The sequence below is a fragment of the Streptomyces melanogenes genome (assembly GCF_014649795.1).
In the GTDB taxonomy this organism is placed as follows: Bacteria; Actinomycetota; Actinomycetes; order Streptomycetales; family Streptomycetaceae; genus Streptomyces; species Streptomyces noboritoensis.
In genome coordinates this window covers 210,277-229,600 of sequence record NZ_BMTS01000004.1, presented here as the reverse complement: position 1 = coordinate 229,600, position 19,324 = coordinate 210,277, and the positions used below count along the sequence as shown (strand labels likewise).

General features: G+C 73.9%; 10 protein-coding genes. 5 read left to right on the top strand and 5 right to left on the bottom strand.

Annotated elements, in window-relative coordinates; genetic code table 11:
* Window positions 1-12: 12 nt before the first annotated feature.
* The 3 genes from IE252_RS11035 to IE252_RS11025 form a co-directional block, all read right to left on the bottom strand.
* Window positions 13-255 (bottom strand): WhiB family transcriptional regulator, encoded by a 243-nt coding sequence (locus tag IE252_RS11035; RefSeq protein ID WP_101386666.1) that lies wholly within the window; start codon window positions 253-255, stop codon window positions 13-15.
* A 104-nt stretch (window positions 256-359) separates the two neighbouring features.
* Entirely contained in the window at window positions 360-1,598 is a 1,239-nt protein-coding gene (locus tag IE252_RS11030; protein ID WP_229848205.1) for a phosphodiester glycosidase family protein, read from the bottom strand.
* A 195-nt stretch (window positions 1,599-1,793) separates the two neighbouring features.
* On the bottom strand, window positions 1,794-2,240 hold the full coding sequence (locus tag IE252_RS11025) for a peptidoglycan-binding domain-containing protein (protein ID WP_190089171.1): 447 nt from the start codon (window positions 2,238-2,240) through the stop codon (window positions 1,794-1,796).
* Window positions 2,241-2,327: 87 nt separating this feature from the next.
* Between IE252_RS11025 and IE252_RS11020 the strand changes: the two genes are divergently transcribed.
* A complete protein-coding gene (locus IE252_RS11020; protein ID WP_308434531.1) occupies window positions 2,328-2,594 on the top strand; it encodes a hypothetical protein in 267 nt (88 codons plus the stop codon).
* A 72-nt stretch (window positions 2,595-2,666) separates the two neighbouring features.
* The gene (locus IE252_RS11015) at window positions 2,667-3,752 is read left to right on the top strand and encodes a hypothetical protein (protein ID WP_190089170.1); all 1,086 of its coding nucleotides are present in this window, start codon (window positions 2,667-2,669) and stop codon (window positions 3,750-3,752) included.
* A gap of 34 nt (window positions 3,753-3,786) precedes the next feature.
* Here IE252_RS11015 and IE252_RS11010 read toward each other — a convergent pair whose 3' ends face one another.
* Complete coding sequence (locus IE252_RS11010; protein WP_190089169.1) at window positions 3,787-4,314, bottom strand: RNA polymerase sigma factor; 528 nt, start codon at window positions 4,312-4,314, stop codon at window positions 3,787-3,789.
* A 76-nt stretch (window positions 4,315-4,390) separates the two neighbouring features.
* Window positions 4,391-5,689 (bottom strand): phthiocerol/phthiodiolone dimycocerosyl transferase family protein, encoded by a 1,299-nt coding sequence (locus IE252_RS11005; protein ID WP_229848203.1) that lies wholly within the window; start codon window positions 5,687-5,689, stop codon window positions 4,391-4,393.
* A 738-nt stretch (window positions 5,690-6,427) separates the two neighbouring features.
* On the opposite strand from IE252_RS11005, the gene IE252_RS11000 reads away from it, so the two are divergent.
* The 3 genes from IE252_RS11000 to IE252_RS10990 all read left to right on the top strand — a co-directional run bounded on the left by IE252_RS11000 (window position 6,428) and on the right by IE252_RS10990 (window position 19,288).
* A complete protein-coding gene (locus IE252_RS11000) occupies window positions 6,428-15,205 on the top strand; it encodes a non-ribosomal peptide synthetase (protein ID WP_190089168.1) in 8,778 nt (2,925 codons plus the stop codon).
* Window positions 15,198-19,004 (top strand): type I polyketide synthase, encoded by a 3,807-nt coding sequence (locus IE252_RS10995; RefSeq protein WP_190089167.1) that lies wholly within the window; start codon window positions 15,198-15,200, stop codon window positions 19,002-19,004. Before IE252_RS11000 ends, IE252_RS10995 begins: the two co-directional genes overlap by 8 nt.
* 77 nt (window positions 19,005-19,081) lie before the next feature.
* Window positions 19,082-19,288, top strand: coding sequence for an MbtH family protein (locus IE252_RS10990; RefSeq protein ID WP_190089166.1), 207 nt, complete (start codon window positions 19,082-19,084; stop codon window positions 19,286-19,288).
* Window positions 19,289-19,324 lie beyond the last annotated feature (36 nt).

Here is a 19,324-nt window from a genome sequence, read left to right as displayed (position 1 = left end):
GGTCCGCCCCCGTCAGGCGACTTCCACGCCCATCCGCCGCCTCGCCCTGCGCAGTTCGGTCTCGCTGAGCCCGCCCCACACTCCGCGCTTCTCGTTGTTCGACAGCGCCCACTCCAGGCACGCGGTGGTCACCGGGCATCTGCGGCAGACCGCCTTGGCCTCCGCCAGCTGCTGGTCCGCGAAACGCCTGCTGTACGTCGGGAAGAACAGCTCAGGGTCCTCGGTACGGCACGCCGCACGCTTTCGCCAGTTCACAAGAAGACTCCCTCCTCGGCAACGAGTGACGCGATCGACTCCCGTAGGTGTCTTGCGCGTTGTTACGTCAGCCGCTGACGGACCGTTCAATCGCCGACAGGCTCTCAGCGCCTCACGAAGACCCCGATGCCGTTGGCCACCGCGCGTTCGAAGCTCCCCGGCGGCCGGTTGCGTACGACGACGCCCGGGTCGCCGGGGCCGCGCGTGGCCAGCGTGGAGGAGCCGCCGCCGTCCAGGTTGACCGCGTCGTCGGCGCCCATGTCCCGCATCAGACGGGCGAGTTCGGCGAGGGTGAGGCCCGCGTCGTTCTCGGCCGAGCCGTTCAGGGCGATGAGGTAGAGGCGGTGGCCGTGGCCGCCGATCCCCGCGCCGGTGCGGGTGGCGGCCGTACGGTCGTCGAGTCCGTTCAGCGGTGTGCGGGCCCGCAGCACCGGCATGCCGCCCACCGCGAACGCCAGCGGCCCCCGGCGGGCGCGCAGCCGGTAGGCGAGCCCGGCCCGGTCCCCGGGGCGCAGCGCGCTCAGGGCGTGGGCCCCCTTCTCGCGCCCCACCAGGACGAAGGTGCCGACGGGGACCGGCCCCTTGCCCGGGTCGGTCGACGTACTGACGACGCGGCCGCGCCGTACCGTCACCTCGTACGTGTCCTTGGTGCACGGCGCACCGCGCGCGGTGTCGGTGCCGCACACGGCGCGCGCCCGGGAAGCGGACCCCCACTTGGCGGTGAAGGCGCCCACCCCGTCCACCGGCAGGGCGTACTGGTTGAGCCCGGCGAGGCGCAGCCCGCCCCGGCCGGTGTCGACGGTTCCCTCCAGGGAGAGGCGGTCGAGGCGCCCGGTGCGCGCGGGGTCGACGCCGATGACGTCCCGGGCGCTGGTGCCCGGCGGAAGCGTGGGGCCGAACCGCTGGCCGTCGGGCACGGCGGCCTTCAGCGGGCGGCCGGACGCGATGGCCGGGCCCGAGGAGGCACCGGTGGCCTCCACGCCGGGGTGCTGGGTCTCGCTTATGTTGAAGAAGTCCCCGTTGACGGCGGCGACCGCGTCCATGGCGTCGGCCATCGCGGTGACCTTCGCCCGGGCGGCCACCGCTCCCGGTGTGAGGAGGTCCACCTTGACGTGCGGGTTGCCCAGGTCCGCCACCACGAGGTGACCACGTGTCAGCCCGTGGGAGGCGGTCACGGTGAAGCTCCGGTAGGAGATGCCGGGGGCGACGGAGACCGTCCGCCCGTACCCCACGGTCGGCGCGCTCTGCGCGGCACCGGGGGCGAGTGCGCCCTCACCGACGACCATCCCCACCGCGGCGATCCCTGTCATCGCCATTCGCGCCCAGCCCAGGGACCACCCCATCGCGCCTCATCTCCTGAGACCCACACCGCATCGGCAGCCGCAGCCTAGCGAGCCGCGCGGCGGCCCACGGGCAGGCTCGACGCGATGGCCGAGAACAGCCCTCGTACGGTGGTACGAGGCCGTCCCACGACACGGGAAAGCCCCTCGGTCCGCCGTCACTTGAGGGTGGCGGACCGAGGGGCGTACGCCCTGGGGCTAGCGGGTGCTCAGCGGGCCCGGGGCCTGGGTCAGCTTGAGGCAGCGGTGGTTGCCGGCCATGCTGCGCCAGGCCCACTTGAGGCCGTCGCGGGTGTTGGGGCCGTAGACGCCGTCGGCGGACAGGCCGAGGCTGCGCTGGACGTTGCGCAGGGCCGTCTCGGTGCTCGGGCCGAAGTCGCCGTCGAAGCCGCCCGTGTTCTGGCCGTAGCACTCGTTCAGGGTGACCTGGAGCTCGTAGACGGCGTCGTTCTTCACGCCGCGGCGCAGGGTGCAGGAGTACGTGCCGCGCAGGCCGGCGGTCGGGAGGTCGGTGTAGTAGCCGGCGGTGTCGTAGTACTTCGTCGTGTCGGTGCAGCCCGAGGCGGCCTGCGCCGACGGACCGGTCACGAACATGCCGACGGTGATGGCGGCGAAGGCGCCAAGGCATGCCAAAGTACGCTTCATAAGAGTCTTGCTCCCCCGGAAATGGTGCTGAACTGGCCGCGTCCCAGATGGCGGCGAAGCGAAAATTTAGCAGACCTGGAGAGGTAGTTGATCACTCCACCAACCGGGGGCGGCGCGGGTGAAGTTCACGGCGCCGCGCTCTCCGCGCCGGACACGGGGTTCACCCCCGACATCACGCACGCCGAGTGCCGCAAGTGCGGCACGCGCGTGGCCGGGCTCGACGGCCGGTACGCCTGCGGGGTGTGCGGCTGGACCAACGACTGGTCCGAGGGACACCGTCCGCTGCCCCGGGCCGAGGACGACCCCGACTACCCGGGCCCGGGCGCCCCGGCCGCGAACCCGCTGGCCCACTGACCGGGTCGGGGGTGGTTCCCGCACGTCGTGCGCTTGAATGATCCCCACGACCCGGGAAGGAACAGAGCTGCGGTGCGTGTACTACAGGGCATCACGGGTGCCGTCGTCGTCCTCGGGATCTTCTCCTCGGTGCTGCGCACCCTGGTGATCCCCCGGCCGACCCGCTCCGGCTTCACCCAGATCGTCCACGGCCTGGTCCGGCGGCCGTTCCAGCTGGTGGCCGACCGGTTGCCGGAGGCGGAGTCGAAGGACCGGATACTCGCCCCGGTGGCGCCGCTGGCCATCGTGGTGACGCTGATGGGCTGGCTGGCGTGCTTCATGGTCGGCTACGCGCTTCTGGAGGCGGCCGTCAGCCGGCTGCCGTTCCAGGACGCGATGGTGGAGTCCGGCTCCTCGCTCTTCACCCTCGGCTTCGCCAGCGGCTCCCGGGTCACGCTCAACGTCATCGACTTCTGCGCCGCCGCCACCGGCCCCGTCGTGATCGGCCTCCAGATCGGCTATCTGCCCACCCTCTACGCCGCCTACCAGCGGCGCGAGACGGAGGTGACCCTCCTCCAGTCACGTGCGGGCAGCCCGCCCTGGGGGCCGGAGATCCTCGCCCGGTACGCCCAGGTCGAGCTGCTGCACAGCCTCACCGAGCTGTTCCGCAACTGGGAGCGGTGGAGCGCCGAGGTGAGCGAGAGCCACACCACCTACCCGGTACTGATCCACTTCCGCTCCCCCAAGGCCAACCGCAACTGGCTGATCGCCCTGCTGGCCGTGATGGACGCGGCGGCGCTGCGGCTCGCCTTCAACCCCTCCCACCCCAAGGCCGAGGTCCGGCTCGCGCTGCGGGCCGGGTTCGTCTGTCTGCGCGACATCGCGGATCTGCGGGGCATCCCGTACGACCGCGACCCGCACCCCGACGACCCGATCGAGCTCACCTACGAGGACTTCCTGCACGGTGTGGCGCGGATGGCCGACCAAGGGTATCCGATGGAGCGCACGCCGGAGGAGGCGTGGCCGCACTTCCGCGGCTGGCGGATCAACTACGAGCAGCTGGCCTACTGGCTGGCGAGGGACATCGACGCCGTGCCCGCCCCGTGGTCGGGCCCGCGCCGCACCACGGTCGCCGTCCGCACCCCCGTCACGCCGGTCGACCGCCGCCCGGTGGGGTGACGGCCCGCGGTGGCCGCCTGCTGTTGAGCCGCCGTCACGCCGACTGCTGGTGCCAGGCGTTCTGGAAGTTGCGCCGGGCGCGGTGCAGCCGGGAGCGGACAGTGCCGACGGGCAGGGCCAGGGTCGCCGCCATCTCCTCCTCGTTCATGCCGTAGACCGCGCGCAGCACGAGGACCTGGCGGTGCTGGTCGGGCAGCCGGTCCATGGCGTCGGAGATGTGCACGGTGTCCAGGGGGTTGCCGTCCAGGGCGCGGTCGGTCAGGTCGTCGGTGGGTCCCTGGCTCAGCCGTTTCGAGGTGCGGACCGCCTCCCGTACGGTGACCGCGCGGACCCAGCCGTAGAACGCCTCGGGTTCGCGCAGGCCCCGGATGCCGCGGAATATCGCGAGCATGGCCTCCTGCGCGGCGTCGGAGCTGTGGCCCTGGGCAATCGGCAGACAGAGCCGGCCGACGAAGGGTGCGATGTGCAGGAGGATGTCGTTCATGGCCCGGTCGTCCCCGGCCTGTGCGCGCGGCAGCAGGGCCGTGGTGACGGGGGCCTGCGCATCGTTCGTCGTGATCACCGCGGGAGTACTCCTGGACTCGGTCTGCTCGAACGGGTGCGTGGCGGGTGCGGGCCGCGCCGGGCCGGTGCGCCCCTCACGCGGACACCGCCACCGCGCCCTCGGCGTCGTCGCGGTGGGCGGCGAACGCGAGCAGGGTGGTGTGCAGAGCGGCGCCGATCCCGTCGATCTGCTCGTGGGTGAAACACCCCGCGCTGTAGGGCAGTTCGATGCCGAGCCGGTCGTCGAAGGAGACCACGCACGCCATCACGGGGCCGCGCCCGGCCTGCGGGAAGTAGTGCTCACGGGCCGGCGCGAGGCGGACGTCGGTGACCTCCAGACCGTCCGGTGTCACCGGGCCCGAGACGCGGCCCATGTTGGTCACGATCACGCTGGTGGCGAGGAGCGCGGGGTGCTGCGGGACCTTCGGCAGCAGGTGCAGTTCCTGGAGGAAGTCGCCGCGCTCGATGGCCGCGTGCAGGTTCTCCGTGACCAGGCGGGCCAGGCTCAGCGGGTCCGCGTCGTGCGCCACTTCGAGCACGTCCAGGCAGGAGGTGACCGCGGGCACCATCACCTCGCGGTCCAGCGGCGGGGTGAGCCGGGAGCGCAGGTCGACCGGGGAGAGGCAGCCGAGCGTGCGCACCCCGGGTTCGCCGCCGAGGCGGTGGCGGACGGCGGTCAGGGCCGCCGCGGCGATCAGGCCGTGCACCGACACGCCCTCGGCCTTGGCGAAGCGCAGCAGCCGCGCGGTCTCGTCGGGCTCCAACAGCACGCGCCGCACGGCGAGTTCGAGCTCTCCGGCGGGGCGTTCGGTGCCCACGGCCTCGTACGGCAGACAGACGACGGGGGCCTGCCGGGTCCGCTCGACGCGGCGCGCGAGATACTCCTCGGCCTCCCGCTCGGAGACGGGCGGCAGCAGTTCGGAGACGGGGCTCGGCCAGGTCTCGCCGTACTCCCCGGCGCCGTCGGGGAGTTCACCGGACAGTGCGGTGTAGGTGTCCCACAGGGCGTTCTGGAGGGCGATGGCGCTGTGGCCGTCGGTGATGGTGTGGTCGACGCTGAGCATCACGGTGTGCTCGTCGGTACCGCGCAGCAGCACGGCCCGCACCAGCGGGCCGCCGACGGGCAGCGGGGTGTTGAACTCCTCGGTGAAGGAGTCGGGCCCGCCGTCGCGCACCAGCAGCCTCGGCTGTTCGTCCGCCGCCATCGGCTGGAGCACATGGACCCCGTCCTCGACGGCGATCCGGCAGCGCAGCGAGGGGTGTTCGGCGACCTTGGCGGCGAACGCCGCGGCGAACAGCTTCTCGTCGAGGTCGCCGCGCACGGTGCAGGAGAGCACGGCACGGCTCCGCTGCGCCACGTAGATCGTTTCGACCGGGCATAACTTGCGCTGCATCCCCATGACCTTTCGACTTTCCTTCACGCATTGGTTCCCAGCCGTATTGGCCTATGCGCGGATCTCGAATCGCGCTTCAGTGAAGCGGCAATTCCATTCTGCCGCAAGGGCTTCAAGGAGGCTTGCGGAGTGACCTATCCCTCAACCCCCCGGGTACCCGGCCCGCTTCCGCAGTCGGGGGAATACCCAGAGTGCCCCGAACGCTAACCGGAACGGAACCACCTCTCCCGCCGCGCAAGCCGATTTGGCTCAACATCGGCCCTCGGCGGATCCCGCGAGGCGCTCGTATACAGCGGTCTTCCCGAGGTGGCACTTGCCAACAGCACGATCTTTTAACAGGTCATGGCCGATTCGTTGACGCAAACTGAACTTCGAAAGCTGGCCAAATCCATACCGCCGTGCACATGACATGGGGCAGGGTGAAACCCCTAATCCAAGCGTTTTTGACGGTCCGTCGGGGACACGCCCGGGAGGATGATCCTCTTGACCTGCCGACTTCTCCTCATGCAGGGTGGCTGTTCCGAGGAAGGCTGCGCCGTCACGGCACCGCCGGCTCTCACCGGGATTCCGCCCCCGCAGCGGTATTCCGGCGACGCATTCCTTGCTTCCGTTCCCATGAACATTCCGCTCACCCGGTGGGGCGGATCGCACGCGCCTGCCCAACGGCTTCCCAGCGAGGGCCCGCGGGCTCTTTCCGCGTGCCGCGAATTTCACAGACGCCTAATGAGGGTTGGTGCCATGTCTGTCCAGGAGGACACCAGTAGCCCGCTGACCGGAGCCCAGCAGGGACTCTGGTTCGCCCAGCGGCTCGACCCCGCGAACGCCGCCTACAACACCGCCGAGTACGTGGAGATCCACGGCCCCGTGGACACCGCGCTCTTCGAGACCGCGCTGCGCCGCGCCGTCGGCGAGGCGCAGACCTTCGCCCTGCGCTTCACCGACAGCGCCGACGGCCCCCGCTCCACGCAGACCGGCGGTGACGACTGGCCGCTGCGGCTGGTGGACGTCAGCGGCGAGGCGGACCCGCGCGCGGCGGCCGAGGCATGGATACGCGCCGACATGGCGACGGCCGCCGACCTCTCCGAGGGGCCGTTGTTCACCCACGCCCTCTTCACCGTGGCCCCCGACCGCTTCTTCTGGTTCCTGCGGGCCCACCACATCCTCCTCGACGGCTACAGCTACAAGCTGGTCGCCCGGCGCCTGTCCGAGGTGTACGCGGCCCTCGCCGACGGCCGCGAGGTGCCCGAGTGCCCGTTCGCCCCGGTGAGCCGCCTGCTGGACGAGGAGACGGCCTACCGGGCCTCGGACCGCTTCGTGCGCGACCGCGCCTACTGGACCGGCCGGTTCGCCGACTCCCCCGGCGCCACCGGACTCACCGAGGCCGTGGCACCGCCCGCCGCCTCCTTCCTTCGCCGCACCTCGCTGCTCTCCGCCGCCGCCACCGAGCGGCTGGCCACCGCGGCCGCGCGCCTGGGCGGGGCGCGCAACGACCTCGTAGTGGCGGCCGTCGCCGCCTATCTGCACCGGGTCACCGCACAGGACGACATCGTGCTCGGCCTGCCCACCATGAGCCGGCTCGGCTCCACCGCCCTGCGCACCCCCGGCACGGCCTCCAACATCCTGCCGCTGCGCCTCGCCGTCACCCCCGCCACCACGGCCGGTGAGCTGGTCGCGGCGGTCGCCGCCGAGTTACGCGACGTCCGCAGGCACCAGCAGTACCGGGCCGAGGACCTGCGCCGCGACCTCAAACTCATCGGCGGGGCACGGCGGTTGTACGGTCCGGTCGTCAACCTCGTCCCGTTCGACGAGGAGCCGCCCTTCGGCGGCCACCGCACCACCTCGCACCACCTGTCCGGCGGCGCCGTCGAGGACCTCCAGATCAACGTCCGGCCCGGCGCGGGCGGCGAGGGGCTGTGGATCGCCTTCGACGCCAACCCCGCCTTGTACACCGAGGCCGAACTCGAAGACCACCAGCGGCGGTTGCTGCTCCTGCTCGACCAGCTCGCCGAGGCCGACGCCGCCCTGCCGCTCGCCCGCACGAGCCTGCTGCTCCCCGGTGAGGCACCGCAGGACGCCCCCGCCGAGGCCGCGCACACCGCGCCCGACGCCGTCCTGCCCGCCCGCTTCGAGGCGCAGGCCGCCCGCACCCCGCACGCCGTCGCCGTCACGTGCGAGGGCGCCTCGCTGACCTACGCCGAGCTCAACGCCCGCGCCAACCGGATCGCCCGCCTGCTCGTCGAGCGCGGCGCGGGACCCGGCCAGGTGGTGGCCCTGGCGCTGCCCCGCTCGGCGGAACTCGTCGTCGCCCTGCTCGCCGTGGTCAAGTCCGGCGCCGCCTACCTGCCGCTGGACCCCGGCTACCCGGCCGAGCGCATCCGCGCGGTGGCCGAGGACGCCGCGCCCGCGCTGCTCGTCACCGACGCGCACACCGCGCCGACGCTGCCGGAGACCGGCGCCGCCGCCGTGGTCATCGGGGACGCGGCCGTCGAGCGCGACCTCGCGGCGCGCCCGGACACCGACCTCACGGGCGCCGACCGCCCGACGCCGCTCACCCCGCGCGACCCGGCGTACATCATCCACACCTCGGGCTCCACCGGCCGCCCCAAGGGCGTGGTGATCCCGCACTCCAACGTCGTGCGCCTCTTCGAGACGTCCGCCGCCCACTTCGCCTTCGGCGCCGACGACGTGTGGACGCTCTTCCACTCGTACGCCTTCGACTTCTCCGTCTGGGAGATCTGGGGGCCGCTGCTGCACGGCGGCCGGCTCGTCGTCGTCCCGTACGACACCAGCCGCTCCCCGCGCGACTTCCTGCGGCTGCTGCGGAGCGAGGGCGTCACCGTCCTCAACCAGACGCCCTCCGCCTTCCAGCAGCTCGTCCAGGCCGACCAGGAAGCCGGTGCCGAGGACGGCCCGCTCGCCCTGCGGTACGTGGTGTTCGGCGGCGAGGCCCTCGAACCCGCGCATCTGCGCCCCTGGCTGGAGCGGCACGGCGACGCGTCGCCCGCCCTGGTCAACATGTACGGCATCACCGAGACCACCGTGCACGTCACCCACCACCGCGTCACCCGCGAGCTGATCGAGGACCCGCGCGCCCGCAGCGTCATCGGCACCGCGCTCCCGGACCTCCGGGTGTACGTCCTCGACCACTGCCTCCAGCCGGTTGTGCCCGGCCGGGTCGGCGAGATGTACGTGGCGGGACCCGGTCTCGCCCTCGGCTACCTGAACCGCCCCGAGCTGACGGCCGAGCGGTTCGTCGCCGACCCCTTCGGCGCGCCGGGCGAGCGGATGTACCGCACCGGCGACCTGGCCCGGCGCTCGGCCGACGGCACGCTCGAGTACGCGGGCCGCTCCGACCAGCAGGTGAAGATCCGCGGCTTCCGGATCGAGCCCGGTGAGATCGAGGCCGCGCTCGTCGGCCACCCGGACGTGGCCCGCGCCGCCGTGGTGACCCGCGAGACGGAGGGAGCGGCCGACCGGATCCTGGTGGCGTACGCGGTCCCCGCCCCCGGATCGCGTCCGCAGCCGGCCGAACTGCGCGCCCACCTGGCCGAGTCGCTGCCCGAGCACATGGTGCCCAGCGCGTGCGTGATCCTGGACGCGCTGCCGCTGACGGCCAACGGCAAGCTGGACACCAAGGCCCTGCCCGCCCCCGACTTCGCCGCCGCGGCCACCGGCCGCACCCCGGCCACCGGGTCGCAGGCGCTGCTGTGCCGCCTCTACGAAGAACTGCTGCGGCTGCCGGAGGGAACGGTCGGCGCCGACGACAACTTCTTCGACCTCGGCGGGCACTCGCTGCTCGCCACGCGCCTGATGACCCGGCTGCGCACGGCCACCGGCGCCGAGGTCTCCATGGCCGACTTCTTCGCCCTGCCCACCCCGGCGGCGCTCGCCGCCCACGTCACGTCCGACGGCCCCGGCGCCGACCGGCCGCCGCTGGTGCGCGCCGAGCGGCCGGACCCGGTGCCGCTCTCCGCCACCCAGCAGAGCATGTGGTTCCTCAACCAGCTGGACGGGGCGGCCGCCACGTACAACATTCCGCTGGTGGTCCCGCTGGCGCGGGAGATCGACGTGGACGCCCTGCGGGCGGCCCTCGCCGATGTCGCCGACCGGCACGAGAGCCTGCGCACCCTGCTCCCGGAGACCGGCGGCACCCCCCGCCAGGAGATAGCCGCGCCGGGCACCCTGCGGCCCGTGCTGCACGTCGTCGACTGCCCCGCGCAGGAGGTCGAGGCGTATGTCGCCCTCGCCCGCGGGCACCGGTTCGACCTCACCCGGGACCAACCGCTGTGGGCCGGTCTGTACGGGACGGGGGCGGCGCGGACGCTGGTGATCGTCCTGCACCACAGCGCGGCCGACGGCTGGTCGCTGCGCCCGCTGGCCGAGGACCTGTCCGCCGCGTACGCGGCCCGCGCCGAGGGCCGCGACCCGGGCTGGGACGCACTGCCGGTCCAGTACGCCGACTACGCGCTCTGGCAGCGCGAACTGCTCGCCCCCGACAGCAAGTTGATGAGTCGTCAACTCGGCTTCTGGAAGGACGCCCTCGGCGGCCTCCCCGTCGAGATCCCACTGCCCGCCGACCGGCCCCGGCCCCAGGCCCCGGGCCGTCGCGGCGGCCATCTGACCCTCGACGTCTCCCCCGAGCTGCACCGCGCCCTGCTGCGCCTCGCCGACGAGAGCGGCGCGAGCCTGTTCATGGTGTTGCAGAGCGCCCTGGCCGCGCTGCTCACCCGCTGGGGCGCGGGCACCGACATCCCCATCGGCACCCCCGTCGCCGGGCGCGCCGACGAGGCGCTCGACGACCTCATCGGTCTGATGGCCAACTCGCTGGTGCTGCGCACCGACACCTCGGGCGACCCCGAGTTCCGCGAACTGCTCGGCCGTGTACGGGACTTCGACCTGGCCGCCTACGACCACCAGGACCTGCCCTTCGACCGGCTCGTGGAGGAGCTCAACCCGGCCCGCACCCCGGCCCGCCACCCGCTCTTCCAGGTGATGCTCGCCCTGCAGAACAACACCGAGGCCGTGCTGCGGCTCGGCGGCACCGAGGCGCCGCTGCGGCCTAGCGCCACCGGCACCGCCAAGTTCGACCTCTTCGTGGACGTGGTGGAGCACCGCGCTCAGGACGGCGCCGGGGACGGCCTCGCCTGCCACGTCGAGTACGCTGCCGACCTGTTCGACCACGCCACCGTGGAACGCGCGGCTGGCGCCCTGCACGCCCTGCTGACCGCTGTCGCCGCCGACCCCGGTCTGCGCCTCGGCGCCCTGCCCGCCCCCGAGCCCGTCGTCCGGGCCGAGGCGGCGGACACCGGGTTCGACCCGGCGGACCTGGAGCGCGAACTCCTCGCCCGGGGCGACCTGCGCGACGCGGTGGCCGTGGCGGGCGCGGACGGACGGCCGACCGTGTTCGCCGTACCGACCCGGGCCGCCGCGGCCGAGCAGGCGGCCCGCGCCCTGCGCCGCACCGACGCCGAGCAGGCTCCCCGGATCGCCGCCGTCAACGACCTGCCCAGGAACCCCGACGGCACCCTGGACACCGAGGCGCTCGACCGACTGCCCGTGATCGACACCGAGGCCGCCGAGCAGTGGGAGCGCGGTCTGGCCGGGCTGCCGGGCGTCCGCTCGGCGACCGTGGCCCTGGAGGAAGTCACCGAGCAACTCGGCCGGTTGTACATCGGCTCGTCCTCCGCGCGCACGGACGCCCCCGCGCACACCTCCGGCGCCGACGCGGGCACGGTCGTGCCCGCGCTGAGCGAAGGACCCGAGCTGCCCGAACCGACGGTGGGCAGTTGGGCCGAGGCGCTGCGGCGGGCGGCCGAGGGCGGCCCGCACGCCGAGGTCGTCCACGTCCGCGCCGACGGCACCGAGACGCGCCGCAGCTACGCCTCGCTGATCGAGGAGGCCTCGCGCGTCCTGGGCGGTCTGCGCGAGCTGGGGCTGCGCCCCGGCGACCAGGTGATCCTCCAGTGCGAGGACACCGAGGACTTCCTCGCCACGCTGTGGGGCTGCGTCCTGGGCGGCTTCGTCACCGTGCCGCTGACCGTCCCCGTCTCGTACGCGACGACGTCGGCGCCCCTGACCAAGCTGGAGGGCGTGTGGGAGATGCTCCACCGCCCCTGGATCATCACCTCCGCGTCCGGTGAGGCGGGGCTGCGCGACCTCGCCGCGCGGCGCGCCTGGGACGGCCTGCGGCTCACCACCACGGACGCCCTGCGCGAGGGACCGGCCGACGGCGACTGGCACCCGGCCCGGCCCGACGACGTGGTGCTGATGCTGCTGACCTCGGGCAGCACCGGGCTGCCCAAGGCGGTCCGGCTCAGCCACCGCAACGTCCTGACCCGGGCGGCGGCCACCGCCTCCCTCAACTCGCTGACCGAGCACGACGTCTCGGTCAACTGGATCCCGCTCGACCACGTCACCGGTGTGGTCATGTTCCACCTGCGCGACGTCTACCTGGGCTGCCGCCAGGTGCACGCGCCGACGTCCTGGATCCTGGAGGACCCGCTGCGCTGGATGGACCTGGCGCACCGGCACCGCGCCAGTGTCACCTGGGCCCCCAACTTCGCGTTCGGCCTGGTCAGCGAGCAGGCCCACCGGATGGCCGGACGGCCCTGGGACCTCTCCCCCGTACGTCTGGTGATGAACGCGGGCGAGGTGGTCGTCGCCGCGACCGCCCGGCGCTTCCTGGAGGTTCTCAAGCCCTTCGGGCTGCCGCAGGACGTCATGCACCCCTGCTGGGGCATGTCCGAGACGTCCTCGGTGGTCACCGACACCGTCCTCGCGGCCGAACCGCTGCCCGGCGAGGAGACCTTCGTCAGCTGCGGGCTGCCCTACCCGGGCTTCGCCATGCGGATCGTGGACGACCAGGACCGTATCGTCGCCGAGGGCACCGCGGGCCGGCTCCAGGTGCGCGGCACCACCGTGACCGCCGCCTACCACGACAACCCGAAGGCGAACGCCGAGTCGTTCACCCCCGACGGCTGGTTCGAGACCGGCGACCTGGCCTTCCTGCGCTCCGGCGAGCTGTACATCACCGGCCGCGCCAAGGACGTCATCATCGTCAACGGCGTCAACCACTACAGCCACGAGATCGAGTCCTGCGTCGAGGAACTGCCCTTCGTGGTACGGAGTTTCACCGCGGCCTGCGCGGTGCGCACCGACCCCTCGGCGGGCACCGACGAGCTCGCGCTCTTCTTCCACGTGGAGGAGGGCACCGACGTCACCCAGGCGCTGCGGGCCGTCCGCGGCAAGGTCACCCGGGAGATCGGCATCAGCCCGGCGCACCTGATGCCGGTCGAGGCGGCCGTGATCCCCAAGACGGAGATCGGGAAGATCCAGCGCACCCAGCTGCGCAAGCGGTTCGAGGCGGGCGAGTTCGACCAGCTCGCCCAGGCGTCGGAGATCCTGCTGGGCAGCACCGCGACCGTGCCGGACTGGTTCCTGCGCCCGGTGTGGCAGCGCGCCGAGCGCGTCCACGCCCCGGCCGCACCCGGCGGGCACACCCTGGTCCTCGCCGGGCGCCACGCACCGGTCGCCGAGGTGGCCGAGATCGTCGCGGAGCGGCTGCGGGCTCGGGGCGCCCGGTGCACGGTGGTCACCGCCGGGCCGGAGTTCGCCCGGCTGGACGCCGCCGCCTACCGGGTGCGCGTCGACGCGGCCGAGGACTACGGACGCCTGCTCGACGGGCTCGCGGCGGACGACCGGCCCGTGGACACCGTCCTGCACCTGGGCGCGCTCGGCACCGGGAGCGGCGAACCGGAGGGCGTGGGCGAGCTGTTGGACGCCCAGCGCGACGGCGCCGACTCGCTTCTCTGCCTCGCCCAGGCCCTGACGGCCCGTCACACCTCGGGCCGCCGCGTCGCCGTCCACTTCGTCGGTGCGCGGGGCCAGGCGGTGCTCCCGGACGAGCGCCCCTCGTACACGCACGGCGCCGTCGGCGGGCTCCTCAAGAGCCTGCGCGAGGAGCTGCCGTGGCTGAGCACCGTCCAGGTGGACCTGGATGGCCTTGGCACGGAGCAGACCGCCGAGCTGCTGCTCGCGGAGGCCGCAGCGCCCGTGGCCGACGCCGAGGTGGCGTTCCGCGACGGGCAGCGCTGGATCCGCCGTCTCGCCCCGCTGCCCGATCCCCTGCCGCGCACCCCGGTGCCCGTCGCCGAGGGGTTCCGCCTCGTCAGCGGCGGTCTGGGCGGAGTGGCCGGACGGCTCGCCGAGCACCTGCTCAGGACGCCGGGCACCCGGCTGCTCCTTGTCGGGCGCACCCAACTGCCCGACGAGGACAGCTGGGGCAAGCACCTCGCCGAGGGCGGGGCGCTGGCCCGCCGGATCGAGACGTACCGGAGCCTGCGCGAGCTGGGCGACGTGCGGTACGCGAGCGCCGACATCACCGACCCGGACGCGCTGCGCGCCGTCGTCGGCGAGGCGGCCGCCGCCTGGTCGGCCCCGCTGGCCGGGGTGGTGCACCTCGCGGGCCGCTTCGAGCAGCGGGCGGTGGCCGATCTGGGCCTGGAGGAGTGGCGTGCGGCGCTGGCCGCGAAGGTCACCGGCGGCTGGGCGCTGCACCGGCTCGCCCAGGAGCACGAGGTCCGCTCGTTCGTCTCGTTCTCCTCGGTCAACGGCTACTTCGGCGGCTCCATGAGCAGCTCGTACGCCGCCGCCAACGCGTTCCTCGACGCCCTCGCCGCCCATCAGCGCGGTGCCGGTCTGGACGCGCAGAGCCTGGCCTGGAGCATGTGGGACGAGCTCGGCATGAGCGAGGGGTACGGCCTCAAGTCGCTGACGGAGGCGCGCGGTTACCGCGTCCTGGACTCCTCCGCCGCGCTGCGCTCCTTCGACCTGGCCCGCACGCTCGACGAGCCGCACCTGCTGATCGGCACCGACCGGGCCATGCCCTGGGTGCGCGGCCACGTGCAGGCGCCGCCGCGCCCGGTGCACCGTCTGGCGGGCCGGGTGGCCCTGGAGGACGACGCCGACCTCGGCGTCCTGTACAGGGCGGCCGGGAAGTCCGCCGACGCTGCCGGGGCGACCGGCAACTGGGTGCTGCGCGCGGCCGGTTCGTCGACGGCCGACGCGGCCGGGGCCTCGGACGACTCCGCCGAGGGCCTGCGCCGCCTGGAGAAGGTCCTGAGCGCCATCTGGTGCCGGGTCCTGGAGCGCGACCGGGTCGGTGTCGAGGAGAACTTCTTCGACCTCGGCGGCCACTCGCTGCTCCTGGTCCGCGCCCAGGGCGCGGTCAACGAGGAGCTCGGCTGCGACCTGAGCGTGGTCGACCTGTTCAGCCACCCCAGCGTCCGGGCGCTCGCCCGCCACCTCACCGACATCGGCGCCGGTGGCACCGCACCCGCATCCGCCGACGCCGTGCACGCCACGGCGCCGGACAGCGCCCCGGCCACCGGACTCGACCGCGTACGCCAGCGGGCCGAGCGCCAGCGCGCCGCCCGGGCCTCCCGCCGCCCCGCCCCGAACACCCCGCACACCGAGCACGAAGGACCCCGCAACGATGGATCCCGCAACGATGGATGAGACGGACGGGCAGGAGTACGGGCCCGACACGGCGATCGCGGTCGTCGGCATGGCGGCGCGCTTCCCCGGCGCCGACACGGTCGAGGAGTTCTGGGAGAACCTCGCGGCCGGGCGGGAGTCGATCCGGCCCATCGGCGACGAGGAGTTCCTGGCGGCGGGCGGCGACCCGGCGGGCCTGGCCGACCCGGACCTGGTGCGGATGGCGTCGGTGGTCGAGGGCATCGACCGGTTCGACTCCGCGTTCTTCGGCTACAGCCCGGCCGAGGCCGAGGTCATCGACCCGCAGCAGCGCCTCCTCCTGGAGTGCGCCTACCACGCCCTGGAGGAGGCGGGATACGCCGACGGGCACGGCAACCTCCAGGTCGGGGTGTACGCCGGGGCGGGCGACAGCCGCTACTACCCGGGCCACGTCCACCCCCGCTTCGCCGGGCAGAGCGCCTCGGTCGCCCTGGTCCACGCGGCCACCAGCAACTCGCTGGGCACCCTGGCCACCCGGATCTCGTACGAACTGGGCCTGACCGGGCCCAGCCTGTCGCTCCAGACGGCGTGTTCCACCGCGCTCGTCGGGATCCACACCGCCTGCCAGGACCTGATCGACTACCGGTGCGACGTCGCACTGGCCGGGGCCGCCTCGCTCAACCCGTCGGCGATGCTCGGCTACCGGCACGTGCCCGACGGGCCGTTCTCGCCGGACGGGCGCTGCCGGGCGTTCGCCGCCGACGCGGCGGGCACCTCCTCGGGCGACGGCGTCGGCATGGTGGTCCTCAAGCGCCTGGAGGACGCCCTCGCCGACGGGGACCGCATCCGGGCGGTGATCCGGGGCTCGGCCATCAACAACGACGGCCGCCGCAAGGTCGGTTTCACCGCCCCCAGCACCGAGGGCCAGACGGAGGCGATCCTCGCCGCCCAGGTGGCCGCGGGCATCGACGCGGACTCGATCGGCTACGTGGAGGCCCACGGCACCGCCACCCGCATCGGCGACCCCATCGAAGTGGCCGCCCTCACCCGGGCGTTCCGCGAGAGCAGCGACCGCAAGCAGTTCTGCGCCCTGGGGTCGGTCAAGAGCAACATCGGCCACCTGGGCGCGGCCGCCGGGATCGCCGGCTTCATCAAGATCGTGCTTGCCCTGGAGCACCGGCAGATACCGCCGACCCTCCACTTCGAGCAGCCCAACCCGCTGATCGACTTCGCGGCGAGCCCGTTCCGGGTGCCCACCGCCCTGGAGGACTGGAAGTCCGGCTCCGGGCCGCGCCGGGCCGCCGTCAGCGCGTTCGGGGTCGGCGGCACCAACGCCCATGTGATCGTGGAGGAGGCTCCGACCGCCCCGGCCGCACCGGCCCCGCGCCAGGAGGAGAACCCGCGCTGGCACGTGCTGCCGCTCTCCGCCCGCACCCCGGGCGCCCTGCGCGGCCAGGCCGCCAACCTCGGGCGCCACCTCACCGAGCACCCCGGGACCGACCTGGCGGACGTCGCCCACACCCTGCGCACCGACCGCCCCGCCATGCCCCACCGGGCGGCGGTGGCGGCGCAGAGCGCCGAGCAGGCCGCGCGGATCCTGCTGCACCCGCTCCAGGCCCCCGCCGAGGTGCGCGGCGAGGACGCCCCGCCGGTCGCGTTCCTGCTGCCCGGCGGCGGCACCCAGTACATCGGCATGGGCGCCGGGCTCTACCGCGACCTGCCGGTCTACCGGGACGCCGTCGACCGGTGCGCAGCGATCCTGCGGCCGGTGACCGGCCGCGATCTGCGCACCGCGCTGTACGAGCACACCGAACCCGGCGGCGTCGACGCCTTCCTGGCCCTGGTGGTCACCGAATACGCCCTGGCCACCGCGCTGATGGAGCACGGGGTGCGGCCCGCCGCGTTCATCGGGCACTCGCTGGGCGAGTACACCGCGGCCACGCTGGCCGGGGTGATGACGCCGGAGGAGATGCTGCCGCTGGTCGCGGAGCGGATCCGGCTGATCGCCTCGGCCGGGGGCGCCACCGTGGGCGTCGCCCTCGGCGAGGAGGAGCTGCGCGGCTACCTCACCGACGACCTGTCGCTGGCGGCCGTCAACGGCCCCACCGCCTGTACGGTCGCGGGGCGCGCGGACGCGGTGACGGCCCTGGAGGCGCGGCTGCTCGCGGACGAGGTGGCCTTCCGCCGGCTGCGGATGCCCGCGGCCGCGCACTCCCACGTCCTGGACCCGATCCTGCCCGCCTTCGCGGACGCCCTGCGGACCGTGTCGCTGCGGGCGCCCGAGATCCCGTACATCACCAACGTCACCGGCACCTGGGTCACCGACGAGCAGGCGACGAGCGTCGACCACTGGCTCGACCACACCCGCCGCACGGTCCGGTTCACCGACGGCATCGCCTCGCTCTGGCAGCGCGGCAACCCGCTGTTCGTGGAGATCGGCCCGGGCGACAGCCTCGCCAAGCTGGCCGGGGCGCGGCTGGGGGACGCGCCGGTGACCACCGTCCCCACCATGCGCCACGCCAAGGCCGCGAGCCCCGACGGGCAGGTCTTCGCGGAAGCGCTCGGCCGGCTGTGGAGCGCGGGCGTGCCCGCCGACATCACCGGCCCCGAGGAGGCGCGCGAGCCGCGCCGGGTGCCGCTGCCGGGGTACGCCTTCGAGCGGCGCCGCCACTGGATCGAGGCGCCCGGTGCCAAGCCGCCGGTCGGCACGGATGAGGACGCGGCGCCGGGCGGCGGCTCCGGCCGGGCCCCCCGGCCCTACCTCACCACCGAGTACGCCGCGCCCCGGACCCCGCAGGAGCGCGCCGTGGCCGGGCACTGGGAGGAGGCGCTGGGCATCGAGGGCATCGGCGTCCACGACAACTACTTCGACCTGGGCGGCGACTCGATGCGCGCCGTGATCCTCGCGGGCCGGATGCGCGCCGAGGGGGTCCTGGACGTCCCGGCCGCCGCCTTCCTGTCGGCGCCCACCGTCGCCGGTCTGGTGGCGCTCGCCGGGCGCGGCGGTGCGGCCGGGCGGGACGCGTTCGCCCCGCTGCTGCCGCTGCGCGCCGACGGCGACCAGCGCCCGCTGTTCTGTGTGCACCCCGGCGCGGGCATCGCCTGGCGCTACACCGGGCTGCTGCCCCACCTCGGGGCCCGCCAGCCGGTCTACGGCCTCCAGGCCCACGGTCTGGACGGCACGCGCGAACCGGCCGCCGACGCCAAGGACATGGTCGACTCCTACCTGGCCCATCTGCGCGAGGTGCAGCCGGAGGGCCCGTACCGGCTGCTGGGCTGGTCCTACGGCGGCTTCGTCGCCCATGCGATGGCCACCGCGCTGCAACGGCAGGGCGAGGAGGTCGAGTTGCTGGCCATGCTGGACGCCCCGCTCACCCAGGACGAGGCCGCCGACCCGGCCGCGACCGAGCGCCAGGTGGCGTCCCTGCTCGTCCGCGTCGCGGGCCTGGAGATGCCCGACGGCGGGGCGAGCGACGTTGACGAGGTGATCCGGCGGATCAGCGAGGCCGGCGCCGAGCGCGGACCTTCGCCGGTGACCCGCGAGGAGGCGCTCGCGATCGCCCGGGTGATGCGCAACAACCTCGCCATCGCCCCCGAGTTCGCCCCCGAGGTGTTCCGCGGCGACGTGCTCTTCTTCAGCGCCACCGAGGACGCCGGCGCTCCCGCCGACCCGGCCGACCTGTCGCTGGCGACCGGGAAGGCCGACAGCTGGCGCCCGTACGTCGGCGGCGCGTTCACCGACCACACCGTGCCATGCGGCCACTACGAGATGACCGAGCCGGAGCCGATGGCCCGCATCGGCGCGGTGCTCGCCGCCGCCCTGCGGCCCGCCGCCGGATGACCACCCGAACGCCGTGCCGCACGCCCGACCGTGCGGCACGCCGCGGCCCCGGCCGCGCAGCAACGAAGGGAACAACCGTGCCAAGTCCGTTCGAGCCCCGCGGCGAGGACGAGCCGTCGCACCTGGTGCTCGTCAACGCGGCGGGAGAGCACTCCCTGTGGCCCGCGTTCGCCGCCGTACCGGCCGGGTGGGACGCCACCGGACCCGCCGCCGCCCACCGTGACTGCCTCGCCCGCCTGGCGCAGGCACCCCACCCCGCGACCCCCTCAGGAGCGACCCCGTGACCCAGGAACTGTACGAACTCGGTGACGCGCCGCCGC